We start from the raw sequence: 18,007 nt of genomic DNA on the forward strand, positions 1-18,007 counted from the left end.
GCGATCGCTCCCTGGAGCTTCTGTTGAAGATCGCACACGCATCTTCAAACCCTCTCCAACAGAAGATCGGCGTTGTCTCCGAGCCTGGAGCCGGCTAGCCTCTTCAGGTTCACCCGGGTGAGCACACTCCCTACTGGAACGGTGGCGGATCCGCCGGCCCCTATTGCATCCAGAGCACCACGGGCAATGCTGCGCCTCGTCCTTGCCCAGCGAACGGCAAAAAGCACCGAATCGGCCCAGCGCTTAAGCAGCCTGGTTTCAGGCCCCCCGAGGCCCAGGGGACCGTTCATGATGACCACGTCGTAGGCCGAACGCAGCTCCTCGGTGAACTGGCATTTGTCGACGGTGGACAGAAGCGTCAGGAGATCATCGGAAGGTGCTGGAGCGGCCATGAGGTCGATACCGATTTCCGGCATCCTCGTAATTGCATCCTTCAGCACGCAACGTTCATTCACATAGTCGCCGAAGGAGTTCCGGGCCTTGTCGGTGCTGAATTCACCACGAAACCCGTTCGTGAGCCGTACATCCTTGCGATCGAGATCGAGGAAAAGCACTCTTCCTCCCAGCCGCGTTGCCGCCAGCGCCAGGCTCCATGCCAACTCGGTCTTGGCATCGTCCTGGATGCTGGACGTCACGAGAATGATATGCGGCGGCTGCCCCTTCCCCTGAGTTGGCGCCGCAGTGACGAGCAGCGAAGTCACGGCGCGGCTGAACGGCAAGTTCTGCTGGCTCAGAACCAGATGCCGCAGCTTTCTGGCATTAAGTCCCGCAACCCTGGGAAGCAGTCCTACGCACGGGACCCCAAGCTCGGCCTCGGCTTCGGCTTCACTGCGCAAGGTTTGGTTGAAACCGTTGCGGACCAGGACAATGACCGCCCCCATGAGACCAAAGACGACCATGCCGGGGGGAATCAGGAAAATCGGCGACAATGTCACGGGGGTCGACGGCGGCCAGGCGGTCGAAAGGACCGCTACGCCTGGCGAAGGAGCGGCGATGCGACGTATCAGATCCTGCTGCCGGCTCAGGAGTTCGTTGTAATGCTGCGTCACGATGGCTACCCTAGGCTCAAGGGAACGCAGCCCCGAAAGTTGGCTCGCCGTGTCGGCCACGGCCGCGTCGAGCATCGCCTTGCGACTTTCAAGAGCCGTAGCCTGAGACCGGTAGACATTTGCCTCGGCAGCGATTCGGGCAACGCTTTGCTCCATTTCGCGGGCGATCGCGTTGCGCAGATCGCCGTCGGCGGCGGCACCCGACTGGCGTGTCACCAGGTCCGTCAACACGGGCGACCCGATTTCTTCAGCGATGGCCGTGACCGGGGCGCCCGCCTTGCGCAGGTCCTCAATACGGCGAAGGCGCGCTTCCGACGCGGAAAGACTGGCTTTCGATAGGAATATCTGCCGGCCGAGTTCCGCTGTCTCACTGGCTGCGTTGTTGGCCGCAGTCTGATCGACGGCGCCATGCGTGAGCCGGTATGTCTCCAGCCGATCTGTCGCTTCGACAAGATCCCTTTGTACTTGCGGAAGGCTGGCGACTATCGAATCCAGATGAACCTGATCCGATGCCCGGCTTTTTTGTACCAGATCTTGAATGTAGACCTGGGCAAACGTGTTCGCGACATGTGCCGCACGCGCCGGATTTGGATCGGTGAAGCCGATGGTGATGACGCGCGATCGCAGCTCTTGTCCGACCCTCATTCCGTTGCGTAGCGCCTTCAGCTCGGGCGCGTCCGCTGCGTCCGGATTTTCCGCCACCGTGTTATCCTGTCTCCAGGCCCTGTTCAGGAGATCGATGAGGAACGAGCCAGCCGCGGGCGGGACGGCATTGACGACGGTCTTTCCGTTACCGTCGACTGGTTGGGCTTTGCGCAGTGCTGCCAAGACCCGACGCAGGTGGCCTTGCGAGGAGAGCATCGTCAGATGATCATCGATGTTCGATTCCAGCGAGTCCTGGGCGGATGCCACGCCGCCCGAAGCACTGCTGCTCGGGGCATCGATAATGACCTGGGTCGTTGCCTCGAACAGCACCGGGCGGGTGAAGCCTGCCAGTCCGGCCAGGATGCCGCCCAGAAGGGCCATGGCAAGCAAGAACCATTTTCGCGTCGTCAGGATGATGACGAGCTGGTGGAAGGGTGACGATTGCGTTGGCTCGCGTGGCGGCCGCATCAAGCGCAGATTGGTTTCAAGCGTCCCAACTTCCATCTGCTTGGCGCGCGGACGCCGGGCGCGGTTGGCTATGGAACCTTCCATCTCAATCCCCTGTCAGTTCGATATGGTAAGAAGGGTGCGTGGCGACCGTCGATGGCCGCATGGCTTCGTTGCGCCACGCCTGAAACATGAGCACCGGCCACAGGTCGCGGAAATTATCTTGGCTTCCATGCAGATGATTGCGCCAGCATGCGTCGACCTTCTCACGGTCGATGACCCCGTCCCCGGAGCGGCCGATCGTGGCAATGATATCGGTTGCCCAGCCGCGCAAGGGCCCTTTCAACCAAGTCCCGACCGGAACGTCGAAACCTTGCTTGGGCCGGTCGACCAGTCGGCGTGGTACATAACGATCAAGCAGTCGGCGAAGCAACCATTTGCCCTTCCCGTTTCGGACTTTGGCACGGGCTGGCAAGCGCCAGGCGAATTCAACGACGCGATGGTCCAGGATCGGGCATCGCCCCTCGAGGCTGTTGGCCATGGTGGCTCGATCGAGCTTCACCAAAATGTCGCCCGGTAGATAGCCTGTCATGTCGGCGAATAGGAGACGCGAGAGCAGGCCGTCGAGCTTTGTGGTGTCGGTAGGTGCTGTCGACGGCTTGCGATGAACAAGGTCGTTGGCTGAAGATTTTGTCAGTTGCAGAAAGAGTTCGTCCTCATCTCGCGCCGCGAGCAGGCGGGCAAGGCGAGCCAGGCGGTCACCGCGCAAGCCATGCCGCATATTCGCCGAAAGCGGCAGATTGCCGAAGATATCTTTCTGAGAGGCTTGGGCCAGCAACCCAGCCCCCGATGCCAACAGCCGGCGAAATGACAATGGCAGCTCATGCTGCTTTGTGAGGCGGGTTGCCAGGAAGTGTCGAGAATAGCCTGCGAAGCACTCGTCGCCGCCATCGCCTGAAAGCGCCACGGTTACGTGTTGCCGCGCGAGGCGCGACACCAGCAGCGTCGGTATCTGCGATTCATCGGCAAACGGCTCGTCCCAAATCCGGGGCAGCTCCGGAATGACCTCAAGCGCGGCAGCCGGCGAGAGATGAAGTTCCGTATGATCGGTGCCCAAATGCCGAGCAACCGCGGCCGCATGGGGAGCTTCATCAAACCCACCTTCCCCGAACGCTATGGTGAACGTCCGAACGGGGTTTCGGGACTGTGCCTGCATCAGGGCGACGACAGTCGAGCTGTCGATCCCGCCCGACAGAAAGGCGCCCAGCGGCACATCTGCAATCATTCGTTCCTTGACGGCCAGGCGGAGCAGGCTGTCGAGCTCGGTCGCGAGGTCCTCGTCGCTGGCAGCTATCGGATCGCGCTGTCCCTTGCAGGCGACATCGGCCAGCGACCACCAAGGGTGAATGCGATGCGCGAGCGAACCGGTGCCTCGGGCGTTGGCGAATTGCGCCGCAGTGACCGACAGGACTGATCCAGGTGGCAGCTTGAACACGCCTTGCCAAATGCAACGGTCATCCGGCACCCAGCCTTTGGAAACCATTGTCGTCGCCGCATCGACATCGAGTTCCGGGGTGAATCCTGGGAAGCGAGTGATCGCCTTCAACTCCGAGGCGAAGACGAGCGCATCACGTGTCAGGGCGACATAGAGTGGCTTCTTCCCCATTCGGTCGCGGGCAAGCTGAAGCGTTCGGTTCTTCAGGTCCCACAGCCCAAAAGCAAACATGCCAGCGAAGCGCGCGAGGGCTGCATCAAGGCCCCAGCTTTCGATCGCGCACAGCATGACCTCCGTGTCGCTGGCGCCGCGGAAATGATGGCCCGCCCCTTCCAGTTCACGGCGCAGATCGCGAAAATTGTATATCTCGCCATTGAAGGTGATGACATACCGACCGCTCGCGGAGAGCATTGGCTGGCGACCCGCTTCGGACAGGTCGACGATGGCCAGTCGCCGGTGGCCGAAGGCTACCCCCCCTTCACGGCTCACCCAGAAGGCCTCACCGTCAGGTCCGCGATGACGAAGCGCCGTCGCCATCGGTCCGATGGCCCTGAGCGCACTTGCGTTGGCTGCATCGGGCGCCAACAAAATTCCGGCGATCCCACACATTCTAGCATCTCCTCTGGCGAACAATCGCAGGGATCGCTTCCGGCGTCCCAGCGGCAAGGCAGAGGGTCAGACAGAACCACACGATCGGATGGCGGATGACCAAATGCGGAGCACTGAAAACGGCGATCGATGCCACGAGCGCCACCAGAGCGTCCAGCTTCGCCCGCCAGGCGGACAACGCAGCCGAGCCGAAGATCCACATCAGGGCTAGAACCGAAATCAGGCCGCCCTGAGTGTAGAGATCCAGGATGGTGCTGTGCGCCTCGAAGGGCCGCGGCAAAAACTGTTGATTGACCACGGGCGGACTATCTAGGTGCGGGCCCGGACCCAGTCCAAGCGATCCCGATCGTGCCCCCTTCTCCAAGGCTGCATTCCAGAGGTAGAGGCGAAGCGCCGCGGTTTGGGCAGTCGCTTCCCCGCCCTTGTCTTTGGTCAGGCTCTTGGCGAAGTCTTCGGCGCTGGAGGCCTCGCTGAGGGCATAGGGCGCTATAGACAGGGCCAGCGGCAGGAAGCCAACGGCCATCAAGACGGCAAGCTGCCTTGAAAGGCTCGCCTTATTGCCGTCGCTCGTCAGCCAGGCCCGGACCCGCAGCCCGAGAAGGATCAGACAAGCCAGGACCGTGGTATAAAGGTAGGTATCGCTTTTTGTCAGCCTTCCGACGTAAACGGTGAATATGAGGCTGCATAGGGCAAGGCATCTTCCCCATTTATTGCTGGTGGTTGTGGCAAGATGCAAGGCCAGTGGACCGAGCAGGGCGCAGTAGAGCGCAAGCTGGTTCGGATTGTCGGACCATCCGCAGAAGCGGTCCCAGTACCAGGGCTCGACCCCAGCCTGATGGAGCCAGCCGAAGCCAAGCCCTACCTGAATGATGAAGCCCGCATTCGCGATAGCAACCATCCACCAGGCGATACGACGCAAACGGAAAGACGCGTTGGGCTCCGCAGCGGCCAGACAGGTGACGCACGCCAACAGCACATAGGCCAGCGTGTCGTGCAACAACGGATCCAGGAACAACGTGGTTGTCAGAAAACCGATGATGTAACCCACGCCCATGGCAAGCGCCAGGATCAGCCAGAAAAGCCCAAGCTTGGCCAGGGCCGGCGTAACCTCCAGTTGGCCGCCAGCAAGGATTCGCGTCATCGACAGCATTATCCAGAGCGTGAGGCACAGTTCGCTGTAGCCGAAGGGCAGCCCTGGGATGCTGAGTTGCGCCGCGTAGGACATCGCGACGCCGAAGGCCAGAAGCGCATCACGCATCATTGCCGCGCCTCACCCAGTCGATGGGGGCTTGGCACCGCCTCTTCCCTCGGATTCGCCTGCGCAGCTTGAACAAGCCTGCTGCGATATCTGCCACCCAGTATTGTCTTATACAGGTCGCAATACTGGTCGATCACCCACGACAGCGAGAACCGCTCCCGCACGAATCCGACGGAACGGCTGCCCATCGTCTTGCCACGGGCGGGGTCGGAAAGAAGATCGACTATCCGGGAGGCCAAGCCATCCGCATCGCGCGGCGCCACGAGATAGCCGTTCCAGCCATCCTCAACCACATCGTTGCAGCCCGGCATATTCGAGGCGACGATCGGCAATCCGGACAATCCCGCCTCCAGCAGGACACGCGGAATTCCCTCGCGATATTGCGTCGGAAACGCAAAGATATCCGCCATGCCAAGGAGGGCTGGAATGTCGCGCCTTGGCCCCAATGCGACAACGTGGGGAACATGGCGCTCGATATCGGCTCTGCTGACGGCAAACGGACCTTCGGAGTCTTGCGGGCCGACAAGTACGAAACGCGCGTTGGGCCTCTCGCGGATAACGCGAGGAACCGCCTCGATGAGGGTTGGAATCCCCTTCTGCCGCGTGAGCCGACCGACAAATATTATGACCTGGGCCGATTGTAGGCCAAGTTCCTCGCGCATCGTGGCAGCCGAAGGACCACGATACCTTGCCATCGAGAATGCATCGGGGTCGATGCCAGAACTCCGGATCAGTCGCCCTTTGCCGCGAGCCACCAGCCGATAGCGCTCGAAGAAGGCCTGATCATCACTATTCTGGAAGACGGTCATGGCTGTCCAACGAGACGCCACCCCCTGAAGGCCGCAAAAGAAAGGACGCAATGCCAGGGCCCGCGGCTCCCGCGACGAGAATGTCCAACCAAGCCCGTTGATGGTGCGAACGACGGGAACGTGCCCGCGCACCGCCAGTGGAGTTAGGAGATTGGGCTTGGTGTCGAAACTTTGAATGATGTCCGGACGCAGTTCGGACATCAGTTCACGGATCGCGCCGACAGCACCCCATTCTGCACCGCCGCTGCCAAAGCGGTCGAACCCGAATCGGCGATGGGCAATGCCATGGGGTGAAAAGGCGGCTCCGAGATCACTCGAAACGGCAGTGACTTGAAAACCCCTTTCGCGAAGCGCCAAAAGAAACGGGATTCTTAGTCTATGATCCTCGCCGCCAACGCAAACCAGATGCGGACTCATCCTGTCGCTCCTGGATGCGATCCCAATCTCGTAAAACAGCTGACCCTATCCGCGGTTTCCATGGCCGGTTTCATCGCCCCTGAACACACAACAGCCAGTCCCACGCTAGGAGCAGGCTTTCGTGCTGTCCTCGTCTGTTTGCATGAAGCAAGCTGATCAACGATGCGGCAATGCAGCCACAATCGCTGTCGCCTCGGTCAGTGCGTTGGATCATCCGGTCTGACGGTGCAACGACGACACGTTCGCGTACGACACGGCGGGCCGGATATTTAGAAAAAGAGGGCTGTGTTCGACGGGGTCCGCGCGCTCGCGTTCTCTGCCCGCCTTCTCACGCCGGATCAACATCGCACCCAGATGGTGTGATGACTCGCACCGGCAGTTCTCCCGACCGCTTCGTCTGGAACAGGCTTTCACCCGGTCTTTGGATACGGTCGGACCACCAGCCGCCTCTTCCTGCGGATGGGCGACCGCGTTGCCATGCTCCCCGTCATTCGGACCCGCACGCCCGCCTTTCGGTTGAACCCGGCGGGATCCAGTTCAGTGCCTCTCCGCAATTGCCAGCGGCGAGCGCCTCGCATGACCTTGCGGACATTTGGCGCCGAGGCTTTGCTCACGAGGAGCATTGAGCGGCTGCAATGGGAGGGCTTCGCCAGGACGCGATTCTTTTGCGGTCTGAGCTCGAATAAATCCTGCGGAAGCGCGCATTTGGGCGGTGGCTCGCGCAACCGAAGCGCGCATTGGCCGATTGCCGCCACTGCAAATGCGCAGGCGCTCCGGCAGACTTCGCTGCAACGCTTTCGTTGCAGGCTTGAGCGCCCGACATACTTGGATCATCTACAAACCTCTGACGCAAGCGTAGCATCGAGGCTGTTGTGTTTTCCGGACGATGATCAAAGATTCTATCAAGGGACGCCGGTATTTGATTTGTCGCTAATGGATCCTTTCCCTAGGCAGGTGTGGGGCGCCTACCGAATCGGACGAAGGGTATGTCAATGACAACACTCCATTACGCCTCGGGCGGGTCGGCCTCCGAGGTCGCGAAAGCCGGATTCAATCTTGTTGATGTATCTTCCTTGGACCAGCTCAACGCCTTGCCGGCCGGCCAGAAAGGCCTGGTGTGGCTCAATGAAGCCGATGGTGCAACCTCCTCCTTTATCCAGAAGGTCACGCCCTTCATCGGCAATCCGAAAGTGTTTGGCTTCTTCCTCGTCGATGAGCCGGACCCGACCGGCAAATGGGGAACTTATGCCACCGCCGCTGATCTGAAGGCGGAGTCAGACTGGATCCACAGCCACCTGCCCGGCGCCAAGACCTTCATAACAATGATGAACATGGGGTCTTCCGCTAACCCCGACTTTTCAAACACCTTCAATCCTGCCAACACGCATATCGACTATTACGGCTTGGATCCCTACCCGGTACGGACCGGAACAAGCACGATTGATTACAACATGATCGACAGGACTGTGGCGGCGGCCGTCGCCTCGGGCATCCCGCTCAGTCAGGTCGTTCCCGTGTATCAGACCTTCGGCGGCGGCGACTGGACGACCGACACGGGCGGTCGCTATGTCCTGCCCAGCGTTGCTCAGGAAAAGACCATGTTGGACCACTGGGCCAAGGTAGCGCCTTCGCCGGCCTTCGACTATGCCTATGCTTGGGGTTCTCAACAGGGCGACACGGCGCTTGAGAGCTCGCCGACGCTGCAGGCTCTGTTCCTTCAACACAACCAGAGCACCGCAAGCGGTCCTTCGGCCAGCGAACCGACGCCGCCGCCTACCAGCACAGCGCCTCCGCCCACAAGTGTCCCTCCGACCAGCACCGGCGATCACATTTTCTACGGCACGGGTAGCGCGGATGTGCTTCGCGGCACCGCTGGCGCGGACACGATGATGGGCCGCGGCTACAACGACACCTACTATGTCAACAACGCCGGCGACAAGGTGGTGGAACTGCGGCACAGCGGCAACGATAGCGTGCTGGCATCGGTCAGCTACGCGCTGTCGGCCGGCTCGCAGGTCGAGCATCTTGCGACCACCAGCAAATTGGGAACTGCCGCCATCAAGCTCACGGGAAACGAATTCGCCCAAACCATTGATGGCAATTCCGGGAGCAACACTATCAACGGCGGTGGCGGGAGAGACGTTCTGACGGGACATGGCGGCAACGACGTCTTTGTCTTCGATTCGGCTCTCAAGGTCGGCAATATCGACAAGGTCACCGATTTCAAAGTGGGCCACGACAAGATCCAACTCGACCACACCGTGTTTGCCGGCCTGCATACAGGCGCCCTTCCCTCTTCGGCGTTTTACGCCGGCAGGGCCGCGCACGACAGCGGCGATCACATCGTCTATAACAGCACGACCGGCGCGCTTTCCTTTGACAGCGACGGCTCGGGCGGCGCACATCAGATCCAATTTGCCACTCTATCGCCACATCTGGCTCTGACGGCGTCCTCGTTCATCGTGACGTGACCGTGGGACGTCAGCCTGAGCAAGATGGTCTGACGTTCTTGAATATGGCTGACGGAACCAAGAAGCCCCGCCGAGCTTGTACTTGGTATGAGCGCGCGCGGCATCGAATTCCTGCAGAAATGGGTAGAGGATAAGATCCCACTCTACACCAAGGCCGATCCGGCTCTTGCGGCGAAACTTGCGGACCAAGCAACGGCGGATGCCATCAGAGCGGGAATCCGCCCCGAGGAAATCTCTGAGGAAGTCGGAAGCATGTTGACGACCATGCTCGAAGTGCTCGATCAGCACGATTCGACATGATTGCGCGCTTGGCGGCAGATGCTGCCCGGCTTGGCGCCAAATGCATAAATGTGTCATGGATCATAGGTCATGGGCCAGCCTAGGCAGCATGACCAACATGCTCTCCCAGAACGCGCGCGACGACCCCGTCCACGTCGTGAGGTTCAGCACCATTGACTTGTATCAACGGCCATCGGTCCTGGCGCAGGCACTCGCCGACCTCTCTTGAGATTTCGGCCTGCCTTAATCCTTTGTCCACGCCAAGTTCGAACAGCATAACCTCGAGGAGCGGTTGCTGCGCATGCCTATCCACAAGACGGCGGCGTAACGTTTCCTGGGGCGCGTCGAGTTGCACAACGAGATCCGGCCGCGGCAGGAACGCCAGGCACTCGCGGACCGCGTCGAGGCTTGGAGTTCTAGCCAGCACACCCAGCGCACACAAAGCCTGAATCATGCCCTCTTCGAAGATGAAGCAACCGGGCGACTCCCGCGCTTGGCGCCAGGACTGGCACAGTTGGGCGATGTCGACCTTCATTCGCCATGACCACACGCGGCTTCGAAGAGGGATCGATGCCAGAAGCCGGGCCGCGACACTGTCCTTTGGCAAGGTCGACAGCAAGATAGGACCGGATGTGGCAATCTTTTTGCCAATTCTTCCTATGCCATGGCGGATTTCCGGAGCGTCATCCTGAGCCGATCCAGGTTCAATCAGGCGATACCCATTTACTGTCTTCACATTGATGCCGTGTCTCGCCAGCCCTTGGCAGAGGCCGCGAAGCAGCGTGGTTTTACCCGCGCCAGGCGGCCCAAACAACTCGATGATCATATGCTCAAGCGTCTCCGAACGAGCAGTCATTCCCCTACGGATCAAGCTTAGCCGGATTTCAGATCACACCAACGTTCATTTGAATGATTGTTCCAGTCAGTGAATCTGGGCACCGAGCCCGGATTCTAGCGGAGATGCCGATCGCTCCGTTCGCCTGGGCAAGCCGTCTTGCGCTCGACGGAGCTTGCAAGGAAAAACGACCGGTGCTGGACACAGATGGCAAAACTTCTGAAGGACGCTCGGGAAGCGCTGGCTAGGCAAGATCGAGGCATCATCCGAATGATTGATGAAAAGATCTCCGCGGCGAGCGATGTTCGACCGTCAGCTTGGCGGGGCCCTGAATGTCCTCAGTGTGTTTGCATTCGGAAGTGGCAAATCAAAACCTACAGGTGGATCTGCGACCCACCCGAAAGTGGTCAGTCGTTCCCGAATATGATCTTGACCAAGGGGGGCCAGTCTGGCGCCGTTACCGACAGATGGGTGCCAAATTTGCGGACACTCCAATCTTCGACCACCTTGGAGATGTCGCCAGGCGGTATCCTGACAAGCTCGCAATCAGCGACGGCGCGAACCGCCTGACTTTTTCTGAGCTTTTCCGGGCGGTCGAGACGCTGGCAACTCATATCGCTGCCGTCGTCCCCGAAGGGCAGGCCATCGGCATCCTGCAAGCAAACTCCGCTTGGTATCCTGTGGCGATGTTGGCGACCATGGCGGCGGGACGGCCTTCGGTCCCGCTCAACACAAGAGATCCCGCCTCTCGCATTTTCGATATAGTCAGTGCCGCGGGGCTCGGCGCGATTATAGGCGCCGAAAATGTTCGCCCGGTCGAATTGGCCCAAGAGATCGTCTGGATCGAAATTGCGGCCGCCGTGGCGTCCAACGATCAACACCCAGAACAGCAGCATAAGCCCCCTATGGTTTCGGTCGATGCGCCCGCATTGGTGCTTTACACTTCGGGCAGCACCGGGCGCCCCAAGGGAATCGTCAACAGCCAACGCAGCCTGCTATGGCGGGTCCGGCAATATGTCGATGCGTGCCATATCAGCGCGGATGACGTTTTCCTGCCGCTGACCGGGCCAGCCACGATCGCCGGTTGCCGGGAGATCTTTGCGGCGCTGCTGACGGGCGCCACGTTGCATCTTCTCGAGGTGGAGGCTGTCGGCCTGCGCGCTACGCGCGCTCGATTGCAGTCCGAAGGTGTGACGATCGCCTATCTTGTGCCGGCACTGCTTCGAGCCCTCCTGGCTGAGGCGCCCGCCGACGCTTCCTGGCCGCTCAGAGTGGCCCGGATCGGTGGGGAGAAAGTGTCATGGATGGACATCGCTTTGCTGCGCAAAGCCGTTTCGGACCAGTGTCTGATCCAGATCGGCTACTCATCGACTGAAACCATCGGTTCGCAATGGTTCTTGCCGCCTGACTGGCCCGAGCAAGACGCGTCGGTTCCCGTCGGCAGGCTGCTCCCTGGTATGACATTCGCTATCGTCGACGAAGCGGAGCGCAATGTAGGGCCAGGCGAAAGTGGAGAGCTTCTGATCAAAAGCCGCTATGTCCTGCTTGGTCATTGGGAGAACGGTGTGGTCGTTCCCGCGCAGCCGGACCCCGACGATCCCGAGGCTCGGCTTTTTTCGACCGGGGACCTCGTTCGGCTCGACGATGATGGCATCTTGAGGATCGTCGGCCGCAAAGGGCGCCAGATCAAGATCAATGGTCGACGCATCGAGCCCGCCGAACTCGAACGGGTCTTGCGTTGCGCGCCTTCGGTGGCGGATGCCGTGGTGATGGTAACGGCCGCGCAGGAACTCATCGCCTTCGCGGTTCCCCAGCGCTTCGCAGGCGGCGCTTTTGCAGACGACCTTCGCCAGCTCCTCAGAATGACCTTGCCGGCACCATTGCGTCCCTTGCGATTGCACCCCGTTGACGCAATCCCACGCCTGTCGGGAGGTAAGGTCGATTTGGCAACACTGGCCGAGATAGATCGTTCGCACGGAAGGAGGGCGCGAGTCGCCCGGTCGTCCACTCTCGATGCTCCGCCCGCCGGAGGAGCAAAGGACACACGTCAAATAGTGCAGCACGCGTGGACGCAGGTTCTCAACACAGGCACTGCCACGGGAAACTGGGATGATGCTGGAGGAGATTCGCTGCAGCTGCTGCACTGCGTGATGGCGATCGAAAACGCCATCGGGCAAGAGCTGGGCCTCGAAGCATTCACCGTCGGCATGAGCTTGGACGAGATGGTTGAGGCGGTCGTCTCTGCACGGTCGGGCGAAGGGCGCGAAAAGAAGCACCACCCCCCGGTTCTTTTCCTGTTTCCAGGGTCCGTTGGCTATGGTCCGAGCCTGGCTGCGTTCGCAGCCGCCATAGGGAAAGTCGCCCGTGTAAACCCGATCCGATATCCGAGCCTTGCGGCGATACTGGACGGACACAACACCCTCAGCGCCATGGCTGGCGCCGCACTCGAGCAGATAAGCCGCATCCAACCTGCGGGCCCCGTGCGACTTCTCGGCCATTCTCTGGGTGGCGCGGTTGCATTCGAGGTTGCCGCACGGCTCATGAAGGCCGGGCGAACGGTGCGGTTCCTGGGCATCCTCGACACGAGCCTTCTGGACGAGCCGAGCAACCGTTGGGAGACACTTACCCGTACGTTCTATCGTATTCGCACCAACCGCATATCCGCGCATCGGATGGCTTGCAGAGCCCTTGCGAAGATCACCGTCGCCGTGGGCGGCGAAGCGCGTCTGGCCAGGATTCTGGACAGATTTGCCAATGGAGAGTTCAACCCGACGATCTTCAGGACCAAACTGGAACTGCAGGAGGTTTTAAGGGCGAAGTCATTCTTCCAATGGCTTGAGGCACCGAAACCGGCTCTGCCCCTCTCCGGTACCTTGTTCCGATGTCGCAGGGAGGGAATGCCGCGGGCCTTGGGCTGGGACAGCGTCTTGGCACACCTGGACGTCATTTCGATCACGGGCAGCCACATCGACCTTGTCGTCGAACCAAACCTTGCCACCAACCGTCCGCTTATCGAGACGGCCATCGTGCAGACCTATTCCCCCGCCGAATCTCGCAAAAGGGAGGACTTGTCATCGACATAATTCCGGAATTCAGCAAGGACATGCTGACGCTCGATGCCCGCGCGGAGGTCGATCGCATCGTTGACACCTTGCGCACTCAGGTTCTCGGCACCCTGCATCGTCGCGGCGTGGTTGTCGGTCTTTCCGGCGGTATCGACAGCTCCGTCGTCGCGACCTTGTGCATGCGCGCGTTCGGGAAAGACAAGGTCCTGGGACTGTTCATGCCGGAGCGGGATTCTTCCGGCGACTCCCTGAGACTTGGCCGCCGCGTCGCGGCACAGCTTGGCATTGAAAGCGTCCTTGAGGACATAGCACCGGCACTGGAGGCCATTGGGGCCTACCGCCGGCAGATCGATGCGATCCAGACCGTCGTTCCCGACTATGGGGAAGGGTGGAAATGCAAGCTGGTGATCGCGTCGGTTCTGGAGAGCAGCGGGCTCAATATAACCCGCCTCACGGTCCAGGATCCGCAGGGTAAAGTAGATACCGTGCGTCTGCCGCCAGCTGCCTATCTGCAGATCGTTGCTGCGACAAACTACAAGCAGCGCCTGCGCAAGATGACGGAATACTATCACGCCGACCGCCTCAAATACGCGGTTGTCGGCACTCCAAATCGCCTCGAGTACGACCAGGGCTTTTTCGTCAAGCAGGGCGACGGAGCCGCCGACGTGATGCCGATCGTTCACCTTTACAAAACCCAGGTTTATCAACTCGCGGAATATCTCGAGGTGGATGATGAAATCCGGCAGCGGCCACCGACCACCGACACCTTTTCCATGACCCAAAGCCAGGAAGAATTCTATTTCGCGCTGCCCTATCACCTGATGGATCTATGCCTCTACGGCCTGAACCACGGGGTCGCCAGCAATGAGCTCGCGGCGGTTGCTGGCCTCACCGAGCCCCAGCTTCAGAAAGTGTTCAAGGACATCGAAGCGAAACGAAGGGCGGCCCACTATCTTCACGCGCGGCCTTTGCTGTCCGCGGAAGGCGGAGATTGACCGAGCATGTGCGGCATCGCTGGAATCGTGGCGCTGAATGCCACAGCGGCTTCTCCTTCGCGGCAGGCGCTGATGCAGATGATGGGCGCGCTGGCGCATCGCGGCCCCGACGGGCGCGGTCTCTACCGGGACAGACGCGCGGGGCTGGCGCATGTGCGCCTGTCCATCGTCGATCTTTCCAGTGGCCAGCAACCGATGGCGGACACAGGCGATACGACGTGGATCGTGTTCAACGGCGAGATATTCAACTACGTCGAATTGCGTGAAAAACTCACGGCGCTCGGCCACCGCTTCCGAACCCGCAGCGACACGGAGGTCGCGCTACACGCCTATCGTGAGTGGGGAGCAACGGCCTTCGAGCGGATGAACGGCCAATGGGCAATTGCGATCTGGGATTCAGTGGCCAATCGTCTTATATTGTCGCGCGACCGCTTCGGCATTTGCCCGCTGTATTTCAGCGAGCATGCGCACCGGCTTTATTTCGCCAGCGAAGTGAAAGCCATTTTCGCGGCCGATCGAACCATACCTCGCGCCCTTGATCCAGCCGGCATCGATCAGACGTTCACGCTCTGGACGGTCGTTCCGCCGCAAGGAGTTTTCCACGGAATCAACGAACTCGAGCCGGGTCGTGTCCGCATCTATCAGGATGGCACCGTTCGTGAGCGGATTTTTTGGCAGCCTTCCTATCCCGACAATTTCGGATCGCGGCAGGGCGAGTTCCCCGGGTCCTCCAACGACGCGGTGGACCGCGTGTCTAGCGCTCTTGAGGCCGCGACGGCGCTCAGAATGGTGCGCGCCGACGTGCCTGTCGGGTGCTACCTCTCCGGAGGGCTGGACAGTTCGCTTGTGGCCGCGCTCGCGAGGCGCTTCGCGGGCGATCGCTTCCAAACCTTCTCCTTGCGTTTTGCCGACGCCGAATATGACGAGACCCGCTTCCAGCGAATGGTTGCCGAGGCGACCGGCAGTGAGCACCATGAAGTGGTCGTTTCGCGCAGAGATATAGCCGGAATCTTTCCGGAGGTAATCCGACACACCGAACGCCCGATACTGAGGACTGCCCCGGCGCCACTCTTCCTGCTCTCGCGCCTAGTGCGCGAGCGTGGAATCAAGGTCGTGCTGACCGGCGAAGGCGCTGACGAAATGTTCGCCGGCTACGACCTGTTCCGCGAAGGCAAGGTCCGCCGCTTCTGGGGGCGCCACCCGACTTCGACACGACGCTCTCGGCTCCTGGAACGCCTTTACCCCTATCTCACCCGCTCGCCGGTGCAACAGCAGGCGATGGCGCGTCAGTTCTTCGGGCGAAATATTCAGGCTTACGACGCGCCGGGCTTTGCTCATGAAACCCGCTGGCAAACCACCAGGGCCATCAAGCGCTTGTTTACGGCCGATATGCGGGCTCGAACGCAGGGCCGCGACGCCGTGTCCGAGTTGCTCGCCCGTCTGCCCGCGCAGTTTGCCCGTTGGAGTCCCCTTGCGCAGGACCAGTATCTCGAGGTGCAAACACTGATGTCGGGCTATCTGCTCTCCTCGCAAGGCGACAGGATGCTGATGGCTCACTCCGTCGAGGGGCGCTTCCCGTTCCTGGACGATGAACTTGTGAGGCTCGCGAATTCGCTGCCGCCCTCCTTCAAACTCCGCGGCCTCGACGAAAAGCACGTGCTGAAGCGCATGGCGGCACCCATCCTGCCCTCCGAGATCGTAGCCCGCAAGAAGCAGCCCTTCCGCGCGCCCAACGCGCTTTGCTTCGTCGGCGCAGACGCTCCGGATTACGCTCGCGAGGCGGTTTCGCAGAAGGCCCTGCGCGAGGCGAATGTCTTCGATCCAAAGGGGGTCACGCACCTGCTTGCCAAATGCCAGGCCAGAACTGGCGATGGCGACCTGTCCAATGCCGACAACATGGCGCTGGTCGGCGTGTTGTCGACCCAACTTCTTCATCAGCAGTTCGTCGCGGGTTGTCCCAGTGCAACGCTCGAATGCACGCTCAGCGTCGACGTCGACTGCGAACATCGGGAAGAGCGCCTGTATGTTGCATGATGCCGTACCATTGCTGCATGACTACCTCGCCCATTCCGCCGTCCGACACGGAAGTAAGGTGGCGCTGGTGTGCAACAGGCAGCGTGTCACCTACCTCGAACTCGAAACGCGAGCCAACGCGATCGCCTGGGACCTGTCCGCATCCGGAGTCGTTCGCGGTGATCGCGTGATGATCTTCGCCGACAACACCGTCGAGACGGTGGTTAGCTTCTGGGCGGTGCTAAAGGCGAATGCGGTGGTGTGCATCGTCAACCCGCTCACCAAGAGCGACAAGCTCGATTATCTGCTCAACGACTGCCGGCCGACGGCGCTCATCACGGACGGCCATCTGCAAGCGATCTTCCGCGAGCCGGCGCGCGGCTGCCCGTCACTTCTGCGGGTGATCGTATCGGGACCGATCGACGACGTCGAACTCGCCCAGCTGCCGTTTGCCGTGCGCTGGGACGCCGCCCTCGCCAATGGCGCGGATACGCCGCCGGCACGGCAGTGCATCGATGTTGATCTGGCAGCCATCATCTACACGTCCGGGTCGACGGGCGAACCCAAGGGCGTGATGCTGACGCACAGAAACATGATGGCCGCGTGCGCGTCTGTCGCTTCCTACCTGGCGATTGCCGAGGACGAGGTGATCCTCAATGTCCTACCCCTCGCCTTCGATTATGGACTGTACCAGATGATCATGGCTTTTCGTACCGGCGCCCGGCTGGTGCTCGAACGCTCGTTCGCTTTCCCGGCACAGATCCTCGGGTTGATCAGGCAGGAGGGAGTTACGGGCTTTCCCGGCGTGCCCACAATCTTTGCCGCACTCTCCGAACTCAGGTCCCTCAAAGACCAGGATTTCTCGAGCATCCGCTACGTCACAAACACTGCGGCAGCCCTACCCCTCAAGCATATTTTCATGCTTCGCGAGCTGTTTTCGAGTGCACGCATCTATTCGATGTACGGTCTCACCGAATGCAAACGTTGCACCTATTTGCCGCCAGAGGACCTCGAGCGAAAGCCATTGAGCGTAGGGATCGCAATCCCGAATACGGAGATGTGGATCGTTGACGAGCATGACAGGCGGATAGGCCCAGGCGTTGTCGGCCAACTCGTCATTCGCGGCGCAACGGTGATGAACGGGTATTGGGGCAAGCCCGAGGCAACGGCCAGGAAACTCAAACCCGGCCCGCTGCCCGGCGAGCAGGTCCTATACACCGGCGACTACTGCCGGATGGATACGGAGGGTTACCTCTACTTCGTTGGCCGTGGGGATGAGATCATAAAGTCGCGAGGCGAGAAGGTGGCGCCAAGGGAAGTGGAAAATGTACTGATGGACATTCCAGGAGTCCGAGAAGCGGCTGTCATAGGTGTTCCCGACGAGCTCCTCGGGCAAGCGGTGAAAGCTTTTGTGGTGATGGAGCATGGAAGAGCCATTGGCGAAAGGGAACTGCAGAAGGAGTGCCAGAAGCGTCTGGAAAACTTCATGGTCCCGAAATCCATCGTCGTTGTGGCGAACCTGCCGATGACGGACACGGGAAAACTCAAGAAAACGGCGCTGTCATGATACGGGGCCAGAACCAAGTCGCTGATTTAATGGTGACGCCACGGAGGACGAAT

11 protein-coding genes are annotated in these 18,007 nt (G+C 60.7%); 6 read left to right on the top strand and 5 right to left on the bottom strand.

Annotated elements, in window-relative coordinates:
* Positions 1–44: 44 nt before the first annotated feature.
* Genes ACYG9Z_RS06055 through ACYG9Z_RS06070 form a run of 4 tightly spaced genes read right to left on the bottom strand, consistent with a single transcriptional unit; the run spans position 45 to position 6,729 of the window.
* Entirely contained in the window at positions 45–2,246 is a 2,202-nt protein-coding gene (locus ACYG9Z_RS06055; protein ID WP_023753030.1) for a GumC family protein, read from the bottom strand.
* Position 2,247: 1 nt separating this feature from the next.
* On the bottom strand, positions 2,248–4,245 hold the full coding sequence (gene asnB / locus ACYG9Z_RS06060) for an asparagine synthase (glutamine-hydrolyzing) (protein WP_023821914.1): 1,998 nt from the start codon (positions 4,243–4,245) through the stop codon (positions 2,248–2,250).
* A gap of 1 nt (position 4,246) precedes the next feature.
* A complete protein-coding gene (locus ACYG9Z_RS06065; RefSeq protein ID WP_023681031.1) occupies positions 4,247–5,506 on the bottom strand; it encodes an O-antigen ligase family protein in 1,260 nt (419 codons plus the stop codon).
* Entirely contained in the window at positions 5,503–6,729 is a 1,227-nt protein-coding gene (locus tag ACYG9Z_RS06070) for a glycosyltransferase family 4 protein (RefSeq protein ID WP_023681030.1), read from the bottom strand. The genes ACYG9Z_RS06065 and ACYG9Z_RS06070 overlap by 4 nt, the downstream gene beginning before the upstream one ends.
* Positions 6,730–7,721: 992 nt before the next feature.
* Here ACYG9Z_RS06070 and ACYG9Z_RS06075 point away from each other — a divergent pair.
* Positions 7,722–9,200 (top strand): M10 family metallopeptidase C-terminal domain-containing protein, encoded by a 1,479-nt coding sequence (locus ACYG9Z_RS06075; protein WP_023681029.1) that lies wholly within the window; start codon positions 7,722–7,724, stop codon positions 9,198–9,200.
* An 87-nt stretch (positions 9,201–9,287) separates the two neighbouring features.
* Positions 9,288–9,500, top strand: coding sequence for a DUF768 domain-containing protein (locus tag ACYG9Z_RS06080; protein ID WP_023670889.1), 213 nt, complete (start codon positions 9,288–9,290; stop codon positions 9,498–9,500).
* A gap of 79 nt (positions 9,501–9,579) precedes the next feature.
* On the opposite strand, the gene ACYG9Z_RS06085 is transcribed toward ACYG9Z_RS06080, so the two are convergent.
* On the bottom strand, positions 9,580–10,305 hold the full coding sequence (locus tag ACYG9Z_RS06085) for an AAA family ATPase (protein WP_023670888.1): 726 nt from the start codon (positions 10,303–10,305) through the stop codon (positions 9,580–9,582).
* 341 nt (positions 10,306–10,646) lie between these two features.
* Between ACYG9Z_RS06085 and ACYG9Z_RS06090 the strand changes: the two genes are divergently transcribed.
* The 4 genes from ACYG9Z_RS06090 to ACYG9Z_RS06105 are packed head-to-tail and all read left to right on the top strand — an operon-like array spanning position 10,647 to position 17,954.
* Positions 10,647–13,397 (top strand): non-ribosomal peptide synthetase, encoded by a 2,751-nt coding sequence (locus ACYG9Z_RS06090; protein ID WP_031215078.1) that lies wholly within the window; start codon positions 10,647–10,649, stop codon positions 13,395–13,397.
* On the top strand, positions 13,394–14,374 hold the full coding sequence (gene nadE, locus ACYG9Z_RS06095; protein ID WP_280790677.1) for an NAD(+) synthase: 981 nt from the start codon (positions 13,394–13,396) through the stop codon (positions 14,372–14,374). The genes ACYG9Z_RS06090 and nadE overlap by 4 nt, the downstream gene beginning before the upstream one ends.
* A gap of 6 nt (positions 14,375–14,380) precedes the next feature.
* Positions 14,381–16,408, top strand: coding sequence for an asparagine synthase (glutamine-hydrolyzing) (asnB, locus tag ACYG9Z_RS06100; protein WP_023733262.1), 2,028 nt, complete (start codon positions 14,381–14,383; stop codon positions 16,406–16,408).
* On the top strand, positions 16,398–17,954 hold the full coding sequence (locus ACYG9Z_RS06105) for a class I adenylate-forming enzyme family protein (RefSeq protein WP_023753026.1): 1,557 nt from the start codon (positions 16,398–16,400) through the stop codon (positions 17,952–17,954). The genes asnB (ACYG9Z_RS06100) and ACYG9Z_RS06105 overlap by 11 nt, the downstream gene beginning before the upstream one ends.
* The last annotated feature ends 53 nt before the right edge of the window (positions 17,955–18,007 follow it).

Source organism: Mesorhizobium sp. RSR380A (genome assembly GCF_054719385.1).

Coding starts and splice junctions, on each gene's coding strand:
- ACYG9Z_RS06080 (WP_023670889.1), top strand. CDS start 9,288: ATGAGCGCGCGCGGCATCGAATTCCTGCAGAAATGGGTAGAGGATAAG.
- ACYG9Z_RS06090 (WP_031215078.1), top strand. CDS start 10,647: ATGTCCTCAGTGTGTTTGCATTCGGAAGTGGCAAATCAAAACCTACAG.
- asnB (WP_023821914.1), bottom strand. CDS start 4,245: ATGTGTGGGATCGCCGGAATTTTGTTGGCGCCCGATGCAGCCAACGCA.
- ACYG9Z_RS06105 (WP_023753026.1), top strand. CDS start 16,398: ATGTTGCATGATGCCGTACCATTGCTGCATGACTACCTCGCCCATTCC.
- asnB (WP_023733262.1), top strand. CDS start 14,381: ATGTGCGGCATCGCTGGAATCGTGGCGCTGAATGCCACAGCGGCTTCT.
- ACYG9Z_RS06055 (WP_023753030.1), bottom strand. CDS start 2,246: ATGGAAGGTTCCATAGCCAACCGCGCCCGGCGTCCGCGCGCCAAGCAG.
- ACYG9Z_RS06065 (WP_023681031.1), bottom strand. CDS start 5,506: ATGATGCGTGATGCGCTTCTGGCCTTCGGCGTCGCGATGTCCTACGCG.
- ACYG9Z_RS06075 (WP_023681029.1), top strand. CDS start 7,722: ATGACAACACTCCATTACGCCTCGGGCGGGTCGGCCTCCGAGGTCGCG.
- ACYG9Z_RS06070 (WP_023681030.1), bottom strand. CDS start 6,729: ATGAGTCCGCATCTGGTTTGCGTTGGCGGCGAGGATCATAGACTAAGA.
- ACYG9Z_RS06085 (WP_023670888.1), bottom strand. CDS start 10,305: ATGATCATCGAGTTGTTTGGGCCGCCTGGCGCGGGTAAAACCACGCTG.